At 41.2% G+C, this 18,372-nt stretch carries 22 protein-coding genes; 11 read left to right on the top strand and 11 right to left on the bottom strand.

Annotated elements, in window-relative coordinates; genetic code table 11:
* From arcA to trmB, 5 genes are all read right to left on the bottom strand, one after another.
* Positions 1-726 (bottom strand): two-component system response regulator ArcA, encoded by a 726-nt coding sequence (gene arcA, locus QNM18_RS12465; protein WP_023399731.1) that lies wholly within the window; start codon positions 724-726, stop codon positions 1-3.
* A 107-nt stretch (positions 727-833) separates the two neighbouring features.
* A complete protein-coding gene (locus QNM18_RS12470; RefSeq protein ID WP_023399732.1) occupies positions 834-1,361 on the bottom strand; it encodes a YfiR family protein in 528 nt (175 codons plus the stop codon).
* The gene (locus QNM18_RS12475; protein ID WP_211011223.1) at positions 1,361-2,980 is read right to left on the bottom strand and encodes a sensor histidine kinase; all 1,620 of its coding nucleotides are present in this window, start codon (positions 2,978-2,980) and stop codon (positions 1,361-1,363) included. Before QNM18_RS12475 ends, QNM18_RS12470 begins: the two co-directional genes overlap by 1 nt.
* A gap of 145 nt (positions 2,981-3,125) precedes the next feature.
* A complete protein-coding gene (locus QNM18_RS12480) occupies positions 3,126-4,163 on the bottom strand; it encodes a methyltransferase (RefSeq protein WP_284137411.1) in 1,038 nt (345 codons plus the stop codon).
* A gap of 78 nt (positions 4,164-4,241) precedes the next feature.
* Positions 4,242-4,967: a tRNA (guanosine(46)-N7)-methyltransferase TrmB gene (trmB, locus tag QNM18_RS12485; protein ID WP_211011461.1), complete on the bottom strand. Its 726-nt coding sequence runs from the start codon at positions 4,965-4,967 to the stop codon at positions 4,242-4,244.
* A gap of 125 nt (positions 4,968-5,092) precedes the next feature.
* Here trmB and mutY point away from each other — a divergent pair, with 125 nt between their 5' ends.
* Positions 5,093-6,151 carry an A/G-specific adenine glycosylase gene (mutY, locus tag QNM18_RS12490; protein ID WP_284137412.1) on the top strand — a complete coding sequence of 353 codons (1,059 nt, stop codon included), beginning with the start codon at positions 5,093-5,095 and terminating at the stop codon, positions 6,149-6,151.
* Between the two features lie 39 nt (positions 6,152-6,190).
* Positions 6,191-6,463 (top strand): oxidative damage protection protein, encoded by a 273-nt coding sequence (locus QNM18_RS12495; protein WP_023399737.1) that lies wholly within the window; start codon positions 6,191-6,193, stop codon positions 6,461-6,463.
* A gap of 33 nt (positions 6,464-6,496) precedes the next feature.
* On the opposite strand, the gene ispB is transcribed toward QNM18_RS12495, so the two are convergent.
* Positions 6,497-7,471 (bottom strand): octaprenyl diphosphate synthase, encoded by a 975-nt coding sequence (gene ispB / locus QNM18_RS12500; protein WP_211011217.1) that lies wholly within the window; start codon positions 7,469-7,471, stop codon positions 6,497-6,499.
* 379 nt (positions 7,472-7,850) lie between these two features.
* Between ispB and rplU the strand changes: the two genes are divergently transcribed.
* From rplU to galU, 7 genes are all read left to right on the top strand, one after another.
* Positions 7,851-8,162 (top strand): 50S ribosomal protein L21, encoded by a 312-nt coding sequence (rplU, locus tag QNM18_RS12505; RefSeq protein ID WP_023399739.1) that lies wholly within the window; start codon positions 7,851-7,853, stop codon positions 8,160-8,162.
* A gap of 19 nt (positions 8,163-8,181) precedes the next feature.
* On the top strand, positions 8,182-8,439 hold the full coding sequence (gene rpmA / locus QNM18_RS12510) for a 50S ribosomal protein L27 (RefSeq protein WP_023399740.1): 258 nt from the start codon (positions 8,182-8,184) through the stop codon (positions 8,437-8,439).
* Between the two features lie 129 nt (positions 8,440-8,568).
* The gene (cgtA, locus tag QNM18_RS12515) at positions 8,569-9,717 is read left to right on the top strand and encodes an Obg family GTPase CgtA (protein WP_023399741.1); all 1,149 of its coding nucleotides are present in this window, start codon (positions 8,569-8,571) and stop codon (positions 9,715-9,717) included.
* Between the two features lie 51 nt (positions 9,718-9,768).
* A complete protein-coding gene (gene folA / locus QNM18_RS12520; protein ID WP_211011215.1) occupies positions 9,769-10,260 on the top strand; it encodes a type 3 dihydrofolate reductase in 492 nt (163 codons plus the stop codon).
* A 78-nt stretch (positions 10,261-10,338) separates the two neighbouring features.
* Positions 10,339-10,713 carry a DUF3718 domain-containing protein gene (locus QNM18_RS12525; RefSeq protein ID WP_023399743.1) on the top strand — a complete coding sequence of 125 codons (375 nt, stop codon included), beginning with the start codon at positions 10,339-10,341 and terminating at the stop codon, positions 10,711-10,713.
* A gap of 253 nt (positions 10,714-10,966) precedes the next feature.
* Positions 10,967-11,323 (top strand): ribosome hibernation-promoting factor, HPF/YfiA family, encoded by a 357-nt coding sequence (gene hpf, locus QNM18_RS12530; protein ID WP_211011207.1) that lies wholly within the window; start codon positions 10,967-10,969, stop codon positions 11,321-11,323.
* Positions 11,324-11,431: 108 nt separating this feature from the next.
* The gene (gene galU / locus QNM18_RS12535) at positions 11,432-12,307 is read left to right on the top strand and encodes a UTP--glucose-1-phosphate uridylyltransferase GalU (protein WP_211011205.1); all 876 of its coding nucleotides are present in this window, start codon (positions 11,432-11,434) and stop codon (positions 12,305-12,307) included.
* Positions 12,308-12,373: 66 nt separating this feature from the next.
* Here the strand turns inward: galU and QNM18_RS12540 are convergent, their stop codons facing one another.
* A complete protein-coding gene (locus tag QNM18_RS12540) occupies positions 12,374-13,051 on the bottom strand; it encodes a site-specific integrase (RefSeq protein ID WP_284137413.1) in 678 nt (225 codons plus the stop codon).
* Positions 13,052-13,163: 112 nt separating this feature from the next.
* Entirely contained in the window at positions 13,164-13,433 is a 270-nt protein-coding gene (locus QNM18_RS12545; RefSeq protein WP_211011201.1) for a ribbon-helix-helix domain-containing protein, read from the bottom strand.
* 14 nt (positions 13,434-13,447) lie between these two features.
* On the opposite strand from QNM18_RS12545, the gene QNM18_RS12550 reads away from it, so the two are divergent.
* Positions 13,448-13,843 (top strand): VOC family protein, encoded by a 396-nt coding sequence (locus tag QNM18_RS12550; protein ID WP_284137414.1) that lies wholly within the window; start codon positions 13,448-13,450, stop codon positions 13,841-13,843.
* Here the strand turns inward: QNM18_RS12550 and recG are convergent.
* From recG to asnC, 3 genes are all read right to left on the bottom strand, one after another.
* Complete coding sequence (gene recG / locus QNM18_RS12555) at positions 13,840-15,924, bottom strand: ATP-dependent DNA helicase RecG (RefSeq protein WP_211011197.1); 2,085 nt, start codon at positions 15,922-15,924, stop codon at positions 13,840-13,842. The genes QNM18_RS12550 and recG overlap by 4 nt on opposite strands.
* A gap of 8 nt (positions 15,925-15,932) precedes the next feature.
* Positions 15,933-16,628 carry a tRNA (guanosine(18)-2'-O)-methyltransferase TrmH gene (gene trmH / locus QNM18_RS12560; protein ID WP_211011195.1) on the bottom strand — a complete coding sequence of 232 codons (696 nt, stop codon included), beginning with the start codon at positions 16,626-16,628 and terminating at the stop codon, positions 15,933-15,935.
* A 93-nt stretch (positions 16,629-16,721) separates the two neighbouring features.
* Positions 16,722-17,180, bottom strand: a complete 459-nt coding sequence (asnC, locus tag QNM18_RS12565; RefSeq protein WP_284137415.1) for a transcriptional regulator AsnC — start codon at positions 17,178-17,180, stop codon at positions 16,722-16,724.
* A gap of 177 nt (positions 17,181-17,357) precedes the next feature.
* Between asnC and asnA the strand changes: the two genes are divergently transcribed.
* Positions 17,358-18,353: an aspartate--ammonia ligase gene (gene asnA / locus QNM18_RS12570; RefSeq protein ID WP_211011191.1), complete on the top strand. Its 996-nt coding sequence runs from the start codon at positions 17,358-17,360 to the stop codon at positions 18,351-18,353.
* Positions 18,354-18,372 lie beyond the last annotated feature (19 nt).

Genomic DNA, 18,372 nt, shown 5'->3' on the forward strand with positions numbered 1-18,372 from the left:
CTATGGTTGAGTGTTATCGATTTTACCAATGAAGCGATAACCTTCACCGTGGATAGTACTAATCAGCTCAGGTGTGTTACTGTCAGTCTCGAAGTGCTTACGAATACGACGGATAGTAACGTCTACAGTACGGTCATTTGCACGAAGCTCACGGCCCGTCATATGCTTGATAAGCTGCTCACGGCTGAAAATGCGACCTGGAGAGTCAAGCATTAAGCGTAGCGCTCTATATTCACCTTTTGGCAGGCGTTTAGATTCACCTGTAGGTGATGTAAGACAGCGACTATTTTCGTCTAATTCCCACCCGTTAAACGTGATTACACCGTTGCTGTCGATTGTCGACTCTTCAGGTGTTGATCCTGTACGTGAAATAAGATTACGTACACGGATTGTTAGTTCACGTGGGTTGAACGGTTTTGTAACGTAGTCGTCTGCACCGATCTCTAAACCTAAGATTCTATCGACATCGTTGTCACGACCTGTTAAGAAAATTAAGCCTACATTTTTTTTCTGGCGTAACTCACGAGCCAAAATTAGGCCGTTTCTACCAGGAAGGTTTATATCCATGATTACACAGTTGACATCGTCGTTTGCTGTCAATTTTTCATGCATATCATCGCCATCAATGGCTTCAATTACCTTATGACCTTCGGCTTCAAATAAACTAACGAGGTTCAGTCGAGTTACGTCTTCATCCTCAACAATTAGAATGACTGGCGTTTGCATTATTAATTAACCTTTTCGGAATGTTTTATTTACAAAAACTTCGGTGTTATATAATAAAACCGAATGTTAACGATTATAGGAGTATATTCAATTGTTAACAAGTAAAATCAGTCAGGATAGAACTTAGAAACTGCGAGTAGCCTAGAGAGCACTTTAAAGTTATGTTGAGCAACTTCTTGTCTGTTAATATATAACCGAATTTTACTCCCTTCTTGGACCAAGGAAGCAATCCCACCCCCTTCCAAAAATTCGATACTTTCGCCTACAGTCACCATATTTAAGGTAATTGTATCGGTCCAAGAGGATAGTATATCATCTTCCATTGTTTCATCAATGTATGTGATATCACAGCGCTTGGAAAGTTCCCTAAAAGGGTCAGAAAGATTCACTTTTATTATATCTATAGGCTTACCACGTATTTTTAAGTTATTATTTTTATTTAAAATAGCGCCTGGACCATGATTTAAATCATAAAAACAAAACCTGGTTACTTGTTTATTTTTTTGCTCCGGAAAATCGATTAGCTTAGCCATTTGATATAAAAAAGCGGAACGAATTTCATGTGGTGATTTTGCGTCAACGTTTAAACTACAAAAAATAAAAATAAATGCAGCTATTAGGTACATTATTTTCATTAAATTACCCCTTTTAGAGGCAGAGTTATAATAAATTCCGTACCTTTTTTATTGTCATCTGATAGCGTTATAGTGCCGCCTAAAGCTTGAGTAATTAAATTGTAAACTAAATGCATGCCAAGCCCGCTGCCACCTTCTCCACGCTTTGTGGTGACAAAAGGGTCGAAAATACGTTTTTTGATTGCATTTGATACACCCACCCCATTGTCTGTGTAAATAATCTCAAGGGATTGGCTACGCTGTTCAACATGAATGCTTATTTGGTTGTCTTTAAGGTCTAAAAAGCCGTGGATGAGTGAATTAGATAGCAACTGTTCAAAGACTTGCTGAAGGAGTCCCGCTTTTGTTCTAACCGTGAGCTGCTCGGGGCAAGAGAGTTGCCAAGTGACATTCTTAATGTCAATTTCAGCACGCATACTGCTAATAATTGCACTGAAAAGCTTGTTGATATTTACTTCGGAACTTACTTCGACGTCTTGGCTTACTGCGACCTTTTTGAAACTGGAGATTAGCTCTGCCGCGCGATTGAGGTTGCGATAAATGAGATCTAAGTTTTCAATGCCGTCATGGATAAAACGTTCTAATTGTTTTGAGGTTAGGGTTTTTTGCTCAAAAGCTGCGTTGATATCTGCAAGTTTGTCTCTCAATAAAGTCGAGCCGGTAACTCCTAATCCGATAGGCGTATTTACTTCATGGGCAACACCGGCAACCATTTGACCCAATGAGGCCATTTTTTCATTCTCAACAATTTGATTTTGATACTGGTGCATCCTCTCTAAGGTGTTGAGAAGCTCTTGGTTGGCTTCGCGCAAAGCGATGGTGCGCTGATTGACCTTTTCTTCGAGGTTTTGGTTCAGTTGCTTTATTTCAAGTTTGTCAGCTTGATGACGTGCCAACTGATTTTGCGTACGGGCGAGCATAATATTGAGGTTATTAGCCAGCATGTTAACTTCTTCAATATCACTTTTGGTTGCTCGGGCTGAGTAGTTGTGATTTTTAGAAACGTCTTGGAGCAGCAATGATAAGGAATCTATTGGGTTGGCTATACGCTTTTGAATGGCACGGGCAACAAATAGTACAAGGATAAGAACAATTAACGTCAGCGCTATATCTACGAGTATTTTTTGGTTGATATATTGAGACAGTCGCTCTAGGCCCCCTCTGACATAAACATACCCTTCTATTTTCCCTTCGTATTCGACAGGAATGATTAGCTCGACATAGTCTGTGGATACTTTTGGCTTTTTAAGTGTTTCAATTTCATTGACTTTGAGGGGAACCGGGGGAGTCTTGCTGGCGTTATAGCTGGTAAAAAACACAGGTTTATTGGTTACATCATCAATGGCATAAATATGGATATTTTTAACCAGTTCAACCTTGTTGAACGATTTGAGCCGTTTTTCTTCGGTTTTTCTATCGTCAAAAATCAGCGTGATCTGTGCGTTAAATGCGATGATCTCCGCAATCATTTGTAACTTATTGACAATCAGTTTCTTCTGCTCTTTTACATCGAGGTAAGTTGAGATTGAAATGGAAAGTGAGAGCGACAAAGCCGTTACTAACATAACAGCACTTATCAAAACTTTTCTTATACTTGTTTTTGTTGCGTGTTTTCCCATTGTGCGCTCATAGGTGGACCTCTTAACAGCTAATCTTAGTTTAGCAGCTTAGTTAAGTAAGTTAACAAAAAAGCAGAGAATTCCCATTAACTTGTTATCAGCTAAAGGTTTAACGCAGTCTTTAGCTGAAATAAAAAGTGAAATTTTAAGCTTTTTGTGCTCGATATACGGCGAACTTCGAGTTTTTAACTTCTGTTTTGAACTGACTGAAGTGTTGGTCAATAATAGGTGGGTACTTTAAGAAGCTATTTGCAACAATTTGTAAGTTAGCACCCTTTTTCATTTTATGTTTCGCATTTGCTATGAAGGCTCCTGCAATGCTGTAATCAGTATTCAGGCCAGTATGAAATGGCGGGTTACTCACGATTGCATCAAATTGATGTGTTACTTGCCCCAAGCCATCGCTCAAAATGAATGTCCCGCTATGACCATTAAGCTCTAAAGTTTGTTCACTGGCGTATAAGGCCAGCGCACTGACATCTAGGCAATGCAGTGATAAGCTTGGCTGCGCATTAAGCATAAATGTTGCAATCAGGCCAGCTCCACAACCAAAATCTAAAACAGCTCCCTTGGAAGGGATTGACAGGTTGTTAAGCAACAGTTCGGTGCCCATGTCTAGTTTTCCGTGGTTAAATACGCCCGGTACACTGACTGCATTGAAATTTTGTTCTGCGACTTTGACACTGAAGATTTGATGATAGTCGGTAATATCAAAGCGCTCTTGGGCCTCTAGGTCGTTAAACTCATATAAAATACAATGTTTAGCACTGTCTAATTTGTAACTAGCTTGTGCATATGGCTTGAGCTGCTTTTCAACAGACTTGACACCACCTTTATTTTCTCCGACAACCAAAAGCCGAGTTGCCTTACCTAGGTTTGCCCTGATGTTCGACAACATCATATTGGCTTCAGGCTTTGACTTAGGGTAATAATAAATAACTAAGTCTAAGTTTTCGATACTCGGCAAACTGTGGCCAACAAAGCTATTTATACTGGAGTGCTTAGACGCAGCTAGGTGATCGGCAAAGTTGTAACTGAAGGCATAAATTTGTGCTGATGAGTTAAGATTGGCTAACTCAGATAAAAAACCATCATCGCTGTGATTTATGACCAGAACTTTATTGCCATGGAGCTCTTCTTCATTGCGCAGTAAAAGTAGGCTAGGGTTAGATAGTTTTTGCATTTTTTATCTCAAAAATGTTAGCTGGTAGAGCCGTGTGGTTAGATTGAAAAGGGGCTGTTGTGCCCCTCAAAAAAGCGCTTAAGCTGTGCGTTCAAACATAAGGTCCCATACGCCGTGGCCCAAACGGTGACCACGCTGTTCAAATTTTGTCAGCGGTCTGAACTCAGGTCTAGGTACGTAATCGTTAGTTTCAGATTGATTAGCATAGCCTTGTGCTTGTTGCATCACTTCCAACATATGCTCAGCATAATTCTCCCAGTCAGTTGCCATGTGGAATACGCCACCAACTTTTAATTTTGCGCGGATCTTTTGTACAAATTCAGGTTGTACAATGCGGCGTTTATGGTGGCGCTTTTTATGCCATGGATCTGGGAAGAACAATTGCAGCTTACTTAGGCTGCTATCTGCAATGCAATCTGCCAAAACTTCTACAGCGTCGTGCTCAAAAACACGCAAGTTTGTTAGGCCGTGCTCGTCTGCTTCCATTAAACATGCACCTACACCTGGACGATGAACTTCAATACCGATGAAGTTTTGCTGTGGGTTGTTCTTAGCCATTTCAACCAAAGATTTACCCATACCAAAGCCAATTTCTACGACAACATCATTGTCATTGCCAAATACTTCACTGAAGTTGAGTAGGCCTTGGCTATGCTCAAGCCCAAGGGTTGGCCAGCACTTTTCTAGTGCAGCTGCTTGGCCTTTAGTAAGGCGACCTTCACGTTTTACAAAGCTGCGCACTTTACGGATATATTTACCTTCCTGCTCAGCTTGCTCTAGTGCTTGTTTACTCGATTCGTTCATTGTCATCATCTGCGGTGTAAAAATTGGGCGCACATTATCCCTGTTCACGCTGATAAGTACAAGGGCTTGACGTTTTTAAAAAGCTTCTTACACTGGCGGCTGAAGCAAGTAGACAGAGAATAAAGATGGCCGTTGATCGTCAAACAGCAGACTGGTTTGCAACAAATGTTGTAGATTGGTACCACGTCCATGGTAGGAAAACACTGCCGTGGCAAATAGATAAAACACCTTATAAGGTATGGGTGTCCGAAGTAATGTTACAACAAACTCAAGTCGTAACTGTGATCCCTTACTTTGAGCGCTTTATGTCTCGATTCCCTACAGTAATGGATTTGGCTGATGCACCGGAAGACGAAGTTCTTCATCATTGGACGGGACTAGGCTATTACGCGAGAGCAAGAAATTTGCACAAAACGGCTAAAATCATTCGCGACCAATATCAAGGAAAGTTCCCAGAAACATTTGAGCAGGTTGTTGATTTACCGGGCATAGGGCGTTCAACCGCAGGTGCAATCCTCTCTTTAGCACTGGGTCAACATTACTCTATACTCGATGGCAATGTAAAACGCGTCTTGGCGCGCTTTTTTATGGTAGAAGGGTGGTACGGCGTAAAGAAAGTTGAAAATCATCTGTGGGAGCTAACGAATGCTGTGACGCCTTCTGGCGATGTACGAGAGTTTAATCAAGCTATGATGGATTTAGGTGCAAGTCTTTGCTCGCGTTCAAAGTTTCAATGCGAACCTTGTCCTTTGGTTGAAAGGTGTCTTGCACATAAAAACAATAAAGTTAAAGAGTTTCCAAACTCTAAACCAAAAAAAGAAAAACCTAAAAAGTCGGCATATCACCTTATGCTTAAAGTCGATGAACAGGTGTTGATGGAAAAGCGACCAAGCAGTGGTATTTGGGGCGGGTTATTTGGATTCTTTGAATTTTCAGAGTTATCTGAGTTGAACGCTTTTTTAGTTCAACAAGGAATAGAAGCGACAACATATTCGTTAGCGCCTTTTGTACATATATTTACGCACTTTGAACTGACTATTAACCCTATTTGTGTCGAGTTAGCGCAGATACCCGATTGTGTACATGACAATCAGCTGCTCTGGTACGATATAAATCAGCCGCCTGAGGTTGGACTTGCCGCGCCAACAAAAAAGTTAGTTAAAGTATTAAAGGCAATGGGGTAAACTTGTCGCATCATACGAGACTGAATTATAGGTGAGAAGATGGCACGTACAGTTTTTTGTCAGAAGTTAAATAAAGAAGCTCCCGGTTTGGATTTCCAATTGTATCCAGGTGAGGTAGGCGAGCGTATTTTCAATAATATTTCGAAAGAAGCGTGGCAGCAGTGGCAGCATAAACAAACGATGCTGATCAATGAAAAGCATTTAAATATGATGGACCCTGAGCACCGCCAACTGCTTGAAGAGCAAATGGTTGGATTTTTATTCGAAAATAAAGAAGTAGAAATTGAAGGCTATAGACCGCCAGAAAAGTAAAAAAGCTGCCTAGGCAGCTTTTTTATTAGGATATTAATACTCTCTATCTACCGAAAGTCTAGCAAGGGCAATTAGTGCTTCTTTGAATGTAGAGTCGTCCAAACAATTTAATTGTGTAATTGCTTTTTCAGATTCTTGTTGGGCTTTTTCCATCGTTTTTTGCAGTGCTTGAGTATCTTCAAGTGTTTGCAAGATATCAGCTAAGTTATCAATGCCGTTGCCTGATTCGATCGCTTCTCTAATTTGTGCAACTTGAGTATCTGTGCCAGATTTCATCGCGTAAATAAGCGGTAATGTTGGTTTACCCTCTGCTAAGTCATCCCCGATATTTTTGCCGAGCAGCTCTGCGTTAGCACTGTAATCTAGTACATCATCTACCAGCTGAAAAGCTGTTCCAAGGTGCATGCCGTATAGTTTCAGAGCGTCTTTGATGTTTTGAGGTTGCTCAGATACGACGGCAGGGAGCAAGGTTGCAGCTTCAAACAATTTTGCTGTTTTGCTATAAATGACCTGCATATAACTTTGTTCAGTTGTATCTGGATCATTGCAATTCATAAGCTGCAGTACTTCGCCTTCAGCAATAATGTTGGTCGCATCGGCTAATATTTGCATGACCTCCATATTGTTGAGGCCAACCATTAGCTGAAAAGAGCGGGTATAAATAAAGTCACCAACAAGTACGCTCGCAGCGTTGCCAAATTCAGCATTGGCAGTTGGCTCTCCGCGCCTTAAGTTAGACTCATCGACAACATCATCGTGTAACAAAGTTGCTGTATGAATAAACTCTATAATAGTTGCTAGCGTGATGTGTTTGTTCTGGTGTTCTGCTTCAAGTGCCTTTGCAACAAGTAAAGTCAACATTGGCCTTACACGCTTTCCACCGCTGTTGACAATATACAAACCCAATTGATTTACCAATGCAACATCTGACTGCATTTGCTCAAAAATAAGTTGATTTACAGACAGCATGTCTTGCTCAATCAATGATTGGATAGTCTTAATATCCATAGTATACCGTGCTAAAGCCCCTGTTAGAGATAAACGCCGCAGATTGTACATTAAAATTTCAGCCGACTCGAATTTTATGAGTAATGATAGAGAAAAAAAAAGCATTTGGATTAAATACTGATCAGTTTCGTGGTTGTTATGTGTACTGCCATGAACTGTCAAGTGTTTTTATTGAAAGTTTTTGCAGTAAAAAACAGTTTGGCAATGCGAACTTTTTAGCTAGAATAGGCAAAAATGAATTAATGCTCTCAAACAAGCCAATTTTTATTCATTATTTTATCCTTAGGGTATTGCGCGCAGTTCGACATTAGCGTAAACTTCGCGCCCTATTGAAGAATATTAAGTTGCGTCGATTTGAGGGCGCACAACGGAGTTAATTATGTACGCGGTTTTCCAAAGTGGTGGTAAACAGCACCGTGTGACTGAAGGTCAAACAATTCGTCTAGAGAAATTAGACGTTGAGACTGGTGCATCAATTGAATTTGATTCAGTACTTCTAGTTGCTGATGGTGAGAAGATCGAGATCGGTGCACCATTCGTAAATGGCGGTAAGGTAACAGCTGAAGTTGTTTCTCACGGTCGTGGCGAGAAAATTAAGATTGTTAAGTTCAGACGTCGTAAGCATTCTCGTAAGCAGATGGGCCACCGTCAGTGGTTCACTGAAGTTAAAATCACTGGCATTAGCGCTTAATTTTTAGAGGTACAGAAAGATGGCACATAAGAAGGCAGCTGGTAGTACTCGTAACGGTCGCGATTCAGAAAGTAAACGTTTAGGTGTTAAGCGTTTCGGTGGCGAATCAGTTTTAGCGGGTAACATCCTTGTTCGTCAGCGTGGTACTAAGTTCCACGCAGGTTCTAACGCAGGTATCGGTAAAGACCACACTATCTTCGCGAAAGCAGATGGTAAAGTAGTTTTCGAAACTAAAGGTCCTTTAAACCGTAAATACGTTAGCATCGTAGCTGAGTAATCGGTAAAAGATTTAAAAAACCCCGCTTAGGCGGGGTTTTTTGTTTTTATAGCTACATATTATTTATCAGCAGCTAAGCGTACCTTGCTATAATAGCTGTTGCTATTCTAATCCAGTAAGAGAGTAACCATGAAGTTTGTCGATGAAGTAGAGATCCGTGCTGAAGCCGGCGATGGAGGGAGCGGTGTTGTTTCGTTCCGTCGAGAGAAGTTTGTCCCAGATGGTGGTCCAGATGGCGGTGATGGTGGCGACGGCGGCAGTGTATTTTTAGAAGCCGATGAAAACCTCAATACTTTGATTGACTATCAATTTGAACGCTTTCACAGAGCTGAACGTGGTACAAATGGTCAAGGTCGCAATTGTACTGGTAAAAAAGGTACTGACTTAGTCCTAAAAGTCCCTGTGGGAACGCGTGTAACTGATGTGGATACACAGGAAAGCCTTGGTGATTTAACCCGTCATGGGCAGAAGCTTTTGGTTGCTAAAGGTGGTTACCATGGTTTAGGTAACACTCGCTTTAAATCAAGTACCAACCGTGCTCCTAGACAAAAAACTCTGGGTACACCTGGAGAAGTTAGAAACTTAAAGTTAGAACTGATGTTATTGGCTGATGTCGGCCTGCTTGGACTGCCTAATGCAGGTAAGTCTACCTTTATTCGCAGTGTTTCAGCTGCAAAACCGAAGGTTGCAGATTATCCATTTACGACATTGGTGCCTAACCTTGGAGTTGTGAGACCTGAGGCAAACAAGTCATTTGTGATCGCCGATATTCCTGGGTTAATTGAGGGTGCTTCAGACGGTGCTGGACTGGGTATTCGGTTTTTGAAGCACTTGGAGCGTTGTCGAGTGCTATTACATGTTGTAGACGTGATGCCAATTGATGGCACAGATCCAGTTGATAACGCGTTTGCCATTATTAATGAATTGCACCAATACAGTCCAAAACTAGCAGAAAAACCTCGCTGGTTAGTACTTAACAAGATTGATTTACTTGCTGAAGATGAACTTGAGGAAGTATGTGAGCGCATCGCTCAAGAGCTTGATGCAACAGAAGTATATCGAATTTCAGCTGCGAATAAATTCAACACACAGCAATTGTGTTACGATATACAGGGTCTTCTAGACACCTTGCCAAGAGATAAATTTGACGAGGAACAGCAAGAAGAAGTTGAATTCAAGTGGGATACTTATCATCGCCAAGCAACGCAAGAAAGCAATGACGATTGGGATGATTGGGACGAAGATGACTACGATGTAGAAGTTATCTACGAGCGATAATAGAGGGCCACGAGGCCCTTTTTTAATACAAAAATATTATTGGAGTTAATTGTGCTTATATCAATGATAGCAGCGATGGCAAAGGATCGAGTGATCGGTGATGACAATAAAATGCCGTGGCACTTACCGGCGGATCTTCAGCACTTCAAAAGAATAACCATGGGTAAACCAGTTATCATGGGACGTAAAACTTTTGAGTCAATTGGACGTCCATTACCCGGAAGAAGAAATATTGTTATAACGCGAAATGAACAGTATCAAGCTGAAGGCATTGAAACTGCATCTTCAACTGAGGAAGCCTTGGCTTTAGTAGATAAAATAGACGAAGTTATGATCATTGGAGGTGGAAATATTTACGAACAGTTTCTACCATTATGTAATAGGCTGTATCTAACTCATATCGATCTAGAGGTCGCAGGGGATACGCAATTTCCTGATTATTTGCCATTTGGCGAGTGGGTAGAGAGTGAAGTTGAAACTTATGAGCCTGATGAGCGAAATAAATATCACTATAAGTTCGTAACTTTGAATAAAGGATTATGACTTTGTTGCTAACAGTTGTCTGTGTTGCTACAATAGTGTTTGTCCTTATGTAATAAAAAAGTGCTAGGTGAATTGGCAATGAAATTTGTACCTGTTTTGTTAAGTGTTTCTATTGGTTTGGGCGCGTTTTCTTTAAGTTTTGAAACTAAAGCAAACGATCAATTAGCTGTGACGCTATGCGAATACATCGCAGTAGATGACAAGGGGCGTGTGCGTAAAGCCTTAAAGAGTTCTCGTGTTAAAGTTCGTAATATCTTTGGCTCAATTCAGTGCAACGGCAATAATATTTTACGCCATGCAATTGCAAGCAATGCAGTTGAAACGGGTAAACTTATTGTCAAAGGTTTACCTAAAAGTGCACTAGCAGACGGTGCTGACATTGCTTGGGCAGAAAGCAATGGCCACGGCTCTTCACCGCTTATTGCAGAAATTAAGAAAAGAGCTGGCTTGTAATAAGCTAATTTGCTCATAGAAGGCTCCCTGATGGGGGCTTTTTTTGTGCCCAGTACACCGTGCTTTTATATGCAACTTATAAGCACATATGAGTGCCTTCTTGCCCCTTTCTTTGTATTGTTCAGCCAACAAAGTTATATGACCTAAATCAAACGTATAACGGCATGATGACAATTTTCTTAAATTAGGCCTTGAGAATTGGGGCTTATGCTCCAATACTTATTTATAGGGTAAATAAAAAAAGGAAGATCCTATGAAGATTAATCTTTCTGGTCATCACGTCGATATGACAGATTCAGTGAAGCAGCATGTACAAGAAAAGTTTGCAAAGATTGCGAATCACTTTCCTTCTTTGTTATCACTGGACATTATTATCAGTAAAGAACACAAAAAGTTTTATACGGAAATTAGCACCAACTATGCGGGGTCTAGGATCTCAGTTAAGGGGGAAGATGGTGTAATGTATCCAGCAATCGCAAATGCAGCGAAAAAGCTTGATGCTTCTTTAAAACATAGGAAAGGGCAATTAAAAGCAAATAAACATGAGAAGCCAGTAAGTACAACTCCACCAATAGCCCATGAAATTATTCAAGAAATGAATCTCAATTAATATTTAGAGGCCTTTATAGGCCTCTTTTTATGCTGTTCATTCCAATGACATGATTAGTAATCTACAATCAATTTCAAAGTTAAATTATATTTTTTAAAGCGAACATTTATGAAAGCTGTGATACCAGTTGCGGGCTTAGGGACTCGCATGTTGCCTGCGACAAAGGCAATTCCAAAGGAAATGCTCCCCATTGTGGATAAACCTCTTATTCAATATATCGTTAAGGAATGTGTGTCTGCTGGTGTAAAAGAAATTGTTTTAGTGACTCACTCTTCGAAAAATGCAATTGAAAACCATTTTGATACAAGCTTTGAGTTGGAAGCTACGTTAGAGAAACGTGTCAAAAGAAAACTGTTAGATGAAATCCACTCGATTTGCCCTGAAGACGTGACCATTATGCATGTTAGGCAAGGTGAGGCTAAAGGCCTTGGGCATGCCGTATTGTGTGCAAAGCCTATTGTCGGCGATGACGACTTTATTGTTGTACTGCCTGATGTCGTGTTGGATGAGTATAGTGCAGATCAGAAAAGCGAAAACTTGGCTGCCATGGTCAAACGGTTCAAAGAAAATAATAGTAGTCAAATTATGTTAGAGCCTGTTCCTGCTGAAGATGTTAGTAAGTACGGTATTGCTGATATTAATGGTGTGGACTTGGCACCTGGCCAGAGCACAGCTATCAACTTTATGGTAGAGAAACCAAAGCAAGAAGAAGCGCCTTCGAACTTAGCTGTAGTTGGTCGTTATGTGCTTTCAAGAAAGATTTGGCCTTTATTAAAAAGAACACCGGTCGGTGCCGGTGGTGAAATACAGCTTACAGATGCGATCGATATGCTTATGGAGAATGAAACTGTAGAAGCTTTTCATATGAGTGGTGTATCTCATGATTGTGGTGATAAGCTAGGCTATCTAAAAGCAATCGTTCAATATGCAATGAGGGATGAATCTTTGGGTAGTGAATTTACTCAGTATATTAAATCTCTCTAGTGTGCAAAGATCAAGCAGGTTTCAGATGCCTGCTTGATAGATATACCCAACGTCTATATTCTCATTCTAGTGGCGCTCAACAAATCTTTGCCAGTTAATGTGGTTGTTGACCACCCTAACAGGTTTTATTACCCGGGATAGTAATTCAAGGTTGAGCTTTTCAACAGCTGCTCCGTCCTCTTTTAGGCCTAGTAAATAGCTCATTGCTGGACGTTTTCCTAGCTGAATTGCCGAGATATAAATTTGCTGCTCGAAGTTTAATCTTAAGCTGCTGATTGCGGTTTTTAAACCTTGCTGATCAATATTAGGTAGACCACACTTTTGTAAATAGCCTAGACGCTCGCCTTCTCCAGAAAACCAAATACGCACTTTTTCGCTATATCTTCCTGACTTTGAGGGTAAATCAAAGAGCAGTCGATCATGGCCTGAGTCTTCTACAAGCTGTATATAGTGCTCAAGCCCGGCTTCCCACAAGGCGCTGTGAATAGGAACTAGTCTAGATTGAATTTTTCCATGAGTGTGAAAATCGAAGGTGTGAATGGAGTCGACTTTCTTTATATCATTTAGAGTAAGGTTGCCCAGCTCATCACTGTATGCACCGGTATAATAAGCCAATAACGGCAACCAAAAATGCCAGTGTTTGGGCTGCTCTCGTTTGAGTTTTTCGTCACCATAAATGTAGCCATTGAATAGGCTATATAGTTCCATGTGGGTAAAGGCGCGCCTACCAAACTGAGATTTCATGGGTAACTGCTTTAACTGTCTGACATTTGGTAGACAAGTCTATAGCGTTTATATGGATTGATAAAGTTATTTATAAATCCTTATGTAGTAATAGGTTACTACCAGTCGGTTTTTAATTTTGTGTACCATTTTCCAAATAGGTAAGACAGGATATACGCAGCAAAGAGGCTAGGTTACTAACAGCACCATGTCTTTCAATTGATTCCTGATAGAGCATAGAAATGAACTTCGCAACACTGATCTGCTCTTGTGCTGCGATCTGTTCCAATACTTGCCATACCTTATTTTCAAGCGCCAAGCTGGTCACGACCCCCTGTACGCGAATGGATTTTTTGCTGACTAAATATAGATCTGGTGACTGGGAGGCGTAGAGTTCGCACATTTTTGGAGGCTCCAATGGCTAAAATGATACATTCAATGATCCGTGTACAGGATCTCGCAGGCTCAATTAAATTCTATCACGAACTATTTGGGTTTGAGGTGAGAAGAACAATTGAGTTTGATCAATTTTCATTGACTTACTTAGGTAATAGCGAAAGTCATTTTGAACTTGAATTGACACATAACTTTGCCAACACCGCTCCCTATCAGTTGGGTAACGGGTATGGTCATTTGGCCCTGAGCTCGGATAACATCGAGTTTTTGTGGCAGAAAGCCAAAACACAGGGGTACCAACCCTCTGAAATTAAATCTTTAAATCAACAAGAACAACAGGTTGCTAAGTTCTTTTTTGTGACTGATCCGGATGGTTATCAATTAGAGGTAATTGAACGAAACCATATTTTTAATTAAGCCATTGCAAATTCATCACGGTTGCCCATCCAGCGAAGAATAAGTGGGTCTACGCACTCCTCATGTTGATTGAGGAGTGAGAATGCAAGACCTCTAATACTGGGAAGCATATGCTTGTCTCGGGTCAGATCAGCAATTTTTAGATCAGCAAGTCCAGTTTGTTTAGTCCCTAGTACTTCACCTGGGCCTCGGATCTCCAAATCCTTTTCAGCAATAACAAACCCGTCATTACTATCTCTTAGCACACCAAGCCTTTTTTGTGCGGTATTTGACAGTGGTGCGTGATATAGCAATAAACAGTGAGACGCTATGGCGCCACGGCCAACTCGCCCCCTTAGCTGGTGTAGTTGAGCAAGCCCTAATCGTTCAGGGTTTTCAATGATAATCAGGCTGGCGTTAGGTACATCAACCCCGACTTCTATGACTGTTGTTGCGACCAAAACATGATAATTTCCGGCCTTAAAGTCAGTCATGATCTGCTGTTTTTCTTGTGCTTTCATCCGCCCATGCACTAGCGCAATTTTGAGTTCAGGTAATTGTTTTGTGAGTTGCTCAGCTGTATCTTCAGCCGCTTGACACTGAAGCACCTCCGATTCATCAATCAGTGTACATACCCAATAAACTTGCCTATTTTGTTCTATACAAGCACTTTTAACACGTTGAATAACTTGATCTCGGCGTGTATCAGGCACTGCAACTGTGGTAATAGGTGTTCTTCCAGGTGGCAACTCATCAATGACGGAAGTTTCCAAGTCGGCATACGCTGTCATAGCAAGGGTACGGGGGATCGGTGTGGCTGTCATGACTAACTGATGAGGGTAACAATCGCCAAATTTACCTTTCTCCCTTAAGGAAAGTCGCTGATGTACACCAAACCTGTGCTGTTCATCAATGATGATTAATGCAAGATTTGAAAAGTTAACCTGCTCTTGAAAGAGTGCATGAGTGCCAACCACCATTTGCGCTTTACCTGATGCTATTTTTTCGAGGGTTTCCTTGCGCTCTTTGCCTTTTGTTTTACCACCTAGCCAACAGGTTTCTATATTTAATTTAGCAAACCAGTTTTGAAAATTGAGCGCATGTTGCTCTGATAGTATCTCTGTAGGTGCCATGAGCGCGACCTGATAACCTCTTGCGATGGCTGTGAGTGCACTCAGTGCAGCAACTAGGGTTTTACCTGAGCCTACATCGCCTTGTACTAAGCGCAACATGGGTTCGGGTTTTTGCAGATCTTGTTTTATTTCACTGACAACCCGGCCTTGCGCATTTGTAGGCCTAAAAGGAAGTTGCGCGAGAAATTCAGGCTCTATTGAATTGGTCGGAGGAAGGGCGACGGCTTTAACGGCTTGGCTTTTTTTCCTGAGTTTTAATAGGCTGAGGTTTTGTGCCAAAAGCTCCTCAAAAGCTAAACGCTGTTGTGCTGGGTGTTGCCCCAATTCCAGTTGAGTTAAATCGACATCTTGTGGCGGGCTGTGTAAAAGCAATAGTGCATCTTTCAAGCTCAGCTGGTTGGGCCTAAATTGCACTGGCAAGTGGTCATCAATATCGTACTTTCTCAGTAGCTCGACTGCTTGTTCAGCAATTGCTCTGATACTTAATTGTTTAAGCCCTTCGGTGGTCGGATAAACAGGGGTTAAGGACTCATCTACACTATCACTTGCTTCTGCTGAGCTGTGAATGTGGTACTCAGGGTGAGCCATTTCAAGACCTACCCTACCACGTCTAGCTTCTCCGAAACAGCGCATGATTTTACCTGGTTGCATGGCATTTTTTTGCGCCGCAGAGAAATTGAAAAAACGCAGAGTGAGTCGTCCTGTCCCATCATTAATTTGGCAAACCAGCATCCGTCGTTTACCAAAAGTGATGTTCGCTTGTTCTATTTCACCTTCCACACTCACATGCATATGCGGCATAAGAGACGCAATACTATATGTTTTGGCCCTATCTTCATAACGCAAAGGCAAGTGGAATAGCATGTCTTGTACTTGTGCGATACCTAATTTAGCCAATCGCTGCGCCGCTTTAGGGCCCACACCTTTTAGGTCTGTGATTGGGTAGTGCGCCAAATTAGGAGAAGACATAAGTATCCTTACTGTTTGCTAAATTTTAGCGTGTTCCAAAATGTATCGTCGGCAATAATTTCACCATTGTCATCTAACTCAGGGTAGGGTAATCCCTTTTCATTGCAACGGTTTGCGATAATTGGATGGCAGCCTTCGAAAAGTAACTTGTGTTTTACTTTTGGGTCTAGCATATCTTTTTGTTGGTACATGCCTGCGGCTTCGCGCTGTCTTTGCGCTTCATACAAAATCAATGCAGCAGCAACAGACACATTTAAAGATTGCACCATACCAGCCATCGGAATAACAATATGTTGATCGGCATGTTCAAGTGCTCTATCTGAAATACCTAAACGTTCTTGCCCAACAATTATCGCAGTTGGTTTTGTATAATCGATTTCTCTAAAGTCTACTGCGCTGTCACTTAAATTGGTGGCCAATAGTTGGATACCTGGGTTTTGCTCTCTAATTGTAGTGACAGCTTGATCGATATCATCATGCATTTGTGTGTCAACCCAATTTTTGCTGCCACCAGATGTGTTATTGGTCAAACGACGCTGTTCTTGAGGCCATACCGCATGAACATAGTGACAGCCAACCGCGTCGGCGGTACGTACAATCGCTGACAAATTATGATGTTTATGCACCTCATCCAAACATACAGTTAGGTCTGTTTGTCTCTGCTCCAAAATGCGTTTAACGCGCTGAAAGCGATTTTCTTTCATCGAGAACTGCTCTTAAATTCAAAATTGCAGCGCATTATATCAAATTAATTACTGTATAAGTACACACCTATTTATTTCCCAAATTGGCTAAGCTTAGGGCTGTATCTCGCGTTTGATAGGGGCTTGCAAAGAGATCAAGGTTTCAGTGGACTGTATTGCTTCAATTGATTGTATTTTATTGACTAGCACATCGTGTAAGTGGTCCATCGAACAGCTCAGTACTTTGATAAATATACTGTAATTACCCGTTGTATAATAAGCTTCTACAACCTCTTCAAAGCTTTCCAGCTTGGCGATGGTGTCTTGATAATCTCTTGCATGTTTGAGGTTAATACCGATAAAACAGCAAACATCATAGCCGAGTTTTTTAGCATTGATACATACTTTTGTGCCTTCAATAATACCTGCCTGTTTCATTTTCTCCACTCGCACGTGAATTGTTCCCGCACTGACGGCGAAACGTTTGGCTAATTCAGCATATGGAGTACGGGCATCGGTCATTAATGCGTTAAGAATAGATTTGTCGAGATTATCGATCTGATAATTTTCCATGGCTTATAGGGAGTGAAATTGTTGATTCAATAAATATACAGATATATTTTTGATGATTAAAGTTGTTATTGGTTATTTTTACTTTTGAATATTGAATTTATCTCGAAATTTGTTGACGATGAGTACATCAGATAAATCACAACACAGAATCATCGACAATTTGGAATGGGGATAAATATGAAATCACAATACTTAAAAACACAGCAGCAAATAGCACGTGTCAAAAGCGTTTTCTCAGCGCAACTAACTGAAAAGTTGGGGCTAGTAGAAGTACAAGCACCTATCTTGGCAAAAGTTGGTGATGGCATTCAAGACAACTTGAGCGGTACAGAGAAAGCAGTGGCTGTAAACGTTAAAACCCTTGCTGATAGTGAGTTTGAGGTAGTTCATTCGCTGGCTAAGTGGAAACGAAAAACATTGGGTGACTATGGCTTTGGTGTTGGAGAAGGTCTCTACACACATATGAAAGCACTGCGCCCAGATGAAGAGCGTCTATCTCCAATTCATTCAGTATTTGTTGATCAATGGGATTGGGAAAAGGTCATTTGTGGAGATACACAGCGAGATCTTTCAACTTTAAAAGAGACTGTTAGCACGCTTTATCAGTGCATCAAACACACAGAGCAGGCAATTGCAGATGAGTTTGGTAGTCAGCCTTTTTTACCTGAGCAAATTACTTTTGTGCATGCCGAAGCGCTGCGTAAAATGTACCCTGACTTTAGCGCTAAACAGCGAGAAAAAGCGATTGCGCAAGAATACGGTGCTGTGTTCTTAATTGGTATCGGTGGTGAGTTAGGTGATGGTGAAATCCATGATGTTAGAGCGCCAGATTATGACGATTGGTCAACGGCAACATGTGACCAGTATCAAGGGCTAAACGGAGATATCCTTGTTTGGAACCCTGTGTTAGAGGACGCTTTTGAAATTTCATCTATGGGGATCCGAGTATCACCGGAGTCTTTGGCTCATCAGTTAAAGATCAGTGATGCGCAGGAGCGACTCGAATTTGACTGGCACAAGGCACTATTGGCGGGAGAACTGCCGCAAACGATTGGTGGTGGAATTGGCCAGTCTCGATTAGTTATGCTGTTGCTGCAAAAGCAACACATTGCCCAAGTTCAGGTCGGCGTTTGGCCCGAAGAGCTCAAAGAGACTATTGAAGGCGTTTTATAATTGGTAATTGTAGGGGGAA

Origin of the sequence: Pseudoalteromonas obscura (genome assembly GCF_030135505.1) — a bacterium.
In the GTDB taxonomy this organism is placed as follows: domain Bacteria; phylum Pseudomonadota; class Gammaproteobacteria; order Enterobacterales; family Alteromonadaceae; genus Pseudoalteromonas; species Pseudoalteromonas obscura.